The organism is Leptospira noumeaensis, from assembly GCF_004770765.1.
GTDB lineage: Bacteria > Spirochaetota > Leptospiria > Leptospirales > Leptospiraceae > Leptospira_A > Leptospira_A noumeaensis.
This window is the reverse complement of the sequence record NZ_RQFK01000029.1, coordinates 1-4,333: the sequence shown is the minus strand read 5'-3', so window position 1 is coordinate 4,333 and position 4,333 is coordinate 1. Positions and strand designations below refer to the sequence as shown.

Here is a 4,333-nt window from a genome sequence, read left to right as displayed (position 1 = left end):
GAAGGCCGAACGAGGGCCTGTCCCGAAGTGAAGCGTTAAGACGCTGTTAGTTGCAGTATGCCTTACGAGTAAAAAAGTCCAGGTAAAATGGAACTGGAAGTCCCACCAGAATTCTTCAGCAGACGAAGCAAAGTAAATCAAAGAGAAACTTTGATCAACAAGCGTTAAGAGTTAGATATACTTTTTATCCATACTTCCGTATCAATAAAAAAGTAAAATAAAGAAACCTGACGAGAACGAAATTTAGCATATTGCAACTAACGAACTAGTCTACTCGACGTTTCCCGACCCTGAGTCCCGACGGGACGTTAGGGACTGGCATGCAGCTTGCGTATGCGAGCGAATGCCAGAAGGGAAATGTGGCGCAGCCCGAGCAAGGCCGTAGTGCCGAAGCGAAGTGAGTAGACAGTGTTATACGCAGTTTTTTCAAATTTTACCAATAAATATTATTTAAAGTAAACTGAAAAAGAAAAAGTGTTTCTGAGTGAATATAATTCAAATTCAATAAGCAATATGCGTAGTTGAAAAAAGCTATAATTTATTGTCTTTTAATAAAACTATTCTTCAAACTTAACATAATATCCTTTACATTTACAGTTTAAACCTCTATAGTATGCAGTATTACCTTCAATTTTGTAAATCTCTTCAATTGAATTGAAAGCCATTACTTCTTCTTTTTGTTTATTAGATAAACTAGGATTGTTTAATTCATATATTTTAAACTTTAATATGCAATTTTTTACGATTTCTAATTTTGATTTCACAATTATTGTAGTTCCGTCGAGATCATAAATGTAACTATTATCATCAAATCTTTTGATAATATGCTTAGAATTTTCTAGTTGTGAGTAATCAAAGAAACTACCTTTAAGGAAAGGTTTGCAATTGAGCTTCTTTGATTTATCTTCATTAATTGAGTATAAATTTAAACTGGTGAACAGTAATAAAAGTGTGAAGAGTAAGTATTTCATAATTTATTTCCTTTAATTTAAGTAAGTCTTGTATTTAAATTCATTAATATACGTTTATTTTCAATTTAATATCTTAATGATATAATTTGCTTTAAATGATATTTGAAATGTAGTGCCGTCATTTATCACTATTAATTGGCCAAATATTTTTTCTGCATATAGAAAAAATGACTCTTGGTTGTTGTATAAATAAATGAAGAATCCTGATAATTTTAAAAGTTTGTGGAAAAATTGCGTATAACGAACTAGGGGAGACGACGTTCCCTGACCCTGAGTCCCGGTGACGGGACGTTAGGGACTGGCACGTAGCTTGCGTATGCGAGCGAGTGACAGAAAGGGAATGTGGCGCAGCCCAAGCGAGGCCGGCAGTGCCGAAGCGCAGCGTTTCCCCGCTGTTATACGCTGTAGCTTTATGCTAGTAAATTTAAGTCTATATTTTATCCTGATGTTTTTAGTTCTTTTGCGATGTTTAATTTCCAATCTTGCTTGTTATAGTCTATATAAACTACGCCTGATATGTCTCCTGGAGTTTCAATATCATCTTTAACTAATGCGCAAACTTTTTCTCTACCTAATCTACCTATTAAATATCCATGTTCAAATACTACATTTTGCCTAGCTCTGAGTTTTAATTCCGATTTCCCATCATTTTGTGTTCCGATATCACATGGAGAATATAAGACTATTGCGAAATTTACATCAGTATACTTTTCAATTTTTTCAATGATGGTCATACCTGAGTTTGCCTTTTCATGAAGAATGATTGCTTCTAATTTAAACTTTTCGATAAATCTTGCTACTTCTAATTTTAGGGCGTCATCATGACCATGAACGATAAAAATTTTAGTATTTCTAGAATTATTTTCTGTTTGAATTGTATTAATGAGATCAGGAACTGAATTAAGTAATTCAGTTGTTACATCTTTAGTCAATTTATCACTATTTACAACCATTTCGTTAGTCCAGACATAGAAAATACCTCTGCCTACTTTTTGTTGTTCAATTGAACAAATCGCTTCTACACTTTTCTCACTTTGTTTTATTGCTAATCGTCTTATTCTATTGGGTTGTATAAAATAGCCTTTAAACTGGAATTTAATATTTTCTTTAAAAGGATTTAAAACTTCCTTTTTTAATTTCTCAAGTTCAGTTATGTTAAAATCGTAAAGAACCTGGTAATTGTTGTTTTTCCCGATTTTATCATCTGTTTCTAAAATAACATGATAATACATTTTTTCTCCTTATATTTAAAGCTATAGCGTATAACGAACTAGCCTTCCCGAAGTTGTCCGACCCTGAGTCCCGGAACGGGACGTTAGGGACTGGCACGTAGCTTGCGCATGCAAGTGAGTGACAGGAGGACAATTTGCCGCAGGCCGAGCGAGGCCTTGTGCCGAAGCGTAGCGGGAAGGTGCTGTTATGCGAAGTTGCTTACTTTCTTAAGTTATTTTTGGTTATATAGTTTTCAAATTTCTCTTCATTCGTGGATTTTAAGGCTAAATTTATTTCACCTTTTTCGATAAAATTTGAAACAAAGTAAATTGAATTGAAATTTGTTTCGGATCCGAATTGAAAAGTTGTAGGTGAAAGTTTATTGAATGTAGCATCGTCATTAATAAAGGGAATAAATAGTTGAAAGTAGAATCTGTGATGTTTGATAAAAATGAAATATTTTGGTAAATTTAATTTGGATTTATTTGTATAGATGGCGATACTATCTTCTGTTGAGTATTCATTATGTATACCAAATAGGAAGTAATGATTTAAATGTCTTAATTTAGTTTGATAATTTAAATCTAGTGAAAGTAATTTGAGCGGTTTTGAGACTTCTCTTCTTTGATTCCGATTAAAAACTGATAATCCCATTTTTAATAAACAACAATATATATCTAAGATACTGATTGATGGTTGTTTAATTGTAATGTGAGCTATTCTGTTTTCTTGATCGATGCTTTTGATGAAATTTGGATGAAGTATAACATCTCCATTTTTATTGTAATAAAAGCTATCCTGTTGTTTAAATTTGTGATTTTGGAATATAAAACTTTTTATAGGGTCAAAGAAAAGGGATAACTTGGTTTCGAATTTATTTGAAAAAAAATTATTACATACATCACACTCATCATAATTGTATAGATTTGAGTTAAAATAACTAGAGACTGCATGCGCGTTTTGTTTAAATAGATCTGGATTGGATTTTCTGTTGTATTTTTGACAGTAAAAGCAAATGTTAAAATTTCTCCAAAGAATCTTTTTTTCGTTTAGATTGAAATATTTTATTCTGATATAATTAGAATAATAATCATCAGGGCTAATCTCTTCAATTTTAATCATATTTTAAGCAATTTCGCATAACGAACTAGACTAACCGACGTAGGCTGGCCCTGAGTCCCGAACGGGACGTTAGGGATTGGCACGACGCTTGCGTAAGCAAGAGGAGTGCCAAAAGCCTATGTGTCGGAGACCGAACGAGGGCGGCAGTCCCGAAGTGAAGCGGTTAGTCGTTGTTATTTGCAGTGGCGATATTAGAGAGTCCAATCTTCAAAAATTAAGTTCTTAACTCTCTTAAATTCTTTTGTATTGTTTGTTATAAATGTTAAATTTCTGGAAACAGCTTGTGCCGCTAATAGAGCGTCAATAGAGCCGATTAAATTGCCTGATTTTTTTAAATCAGCTTTAATAATTCCAAAAGCTTGCGTGTCTCTTTCTTCAAAAGGTAAGACTTCAAAAATAGCAAGGAATTCGATTAGCGAAAGTCTATTTTTTTCCTTTTGTTCACTGTTCTGAATACCAAATTCTAGTTCAGCGAGTGTTAAAGTTGAAATGAAGATACCTTTATTATAATTCTTTTTAATTTTATCTAATAGAATTTGATTTTTCTTTTTAATGAGGAAAATGCAAATATTTGTATCAAGAAGGAACATCAGATAAAGTCTCTTTCAGAATCTGGTAGTTCATTTCTCCCATCTTTCATAAAATCATCTGAAAAACCATTTAATCCATCTAAAAATGCATTCCATGCTTTATTTTTTGGAACAAGAATAACTGCATCACCAAGTTTTTGAATAAAAACTTCATCTCCCTTAAATTGGAATTCTTTCGGAATTCTGACTGCTTGGCTTCTTCCGTTGATAAAAATTTTTGCTGTTTGCATGACAAAAGTATATATCATAGTATATACTTTTGTCAACCTTGATTTTTTGTGATTTAAAATTTATTTTTCGCCATTGCAAATAACGAACTAGACTAACCGACGTAGGCTGGCCCTGAGTCCCGGAAACGGGACGTTAGGGACTGGAACGACGCTTGCGTAAGCAAGAGGAGTGCCAGAAGCCTATGTGTCGTAGACCGAGCGAGGGCGC

5 protein-coding genes are annotated in these 4,333 nt (G+C 33.3%); all 5 read right to left on the bottom strand.

Going from position 1 to position 4,333, the window contains the following annotated elements; all coding sequences use genetic code 11:
• Positions 1-557 precede the first annotated feature (557 nt).
• The 5 genes from EHQ24_RS16770 to vapB all read right to left on the bottom strand — a co-directional run bounded on the left by EHQ24_RS16770 (position 558) and on the right by vapB (position 4,125).
• On the bottom strand, positions 558-971 hold the full coding sequence (locus EHQ24_RS16770) for a hypothetical protein (protein ID WP_135602784.1): 414 nt from the start codon (positions 969-971) through the stop codon (positions 558-560).
• Positions 972-1,408: 437 nt separating this feature from the next.
• Positions 1,409-2,203: a TIR domain-containing protein gene (locus EHQ24_RS16765; protein ID WP_135602783.1), complete on the bottom strand. Its 795-nt coding sequence runs from the start codon at positions 2,201-2,203 to the stop codon at positions 1,409-1,411.
• A gap of 199 nt (positions 2,204-2,402) precedes the next feature.
• A complete protein-coding gene (locus EHQ24_RS16760) occupies positions 2,403-3,305 on the bottom strand; it encodes a hypothetical protein (RefSeq protein ID WP_135602782.1) in 903 nt (300 codons plus the stop codon).
• Positions 3,306-3,496: 191 nt separating this feature from the next.
• Complete coding sequence (gene vapC / locus EHQ24_RS16755) at positions 3,497-3,895, bottom strand: type II toxin-antitoxin system tRNA(fMet)-specific endonuclease VapC (protein WP_135602781.1); 399 nt, start codon at positions 3,893-3,895, stop codon at positions 3,497-3,499.
• Entirely contained in the window at positions 3,895-4,125 is a 231-nt protein-coding gene (vapB, locus tag EHQ24_RS16750; RefSeq protein ID WP_135602785.1) for a type II toxin-antitoxin system antitoxin VapB, read from the bottom strand. The genes vapC and vapB overlap by 1 nt, the downstream gene beginning before the upstream one ends.
• Positions 4,126-4,333: the final 208 nt, after the last annotated feature.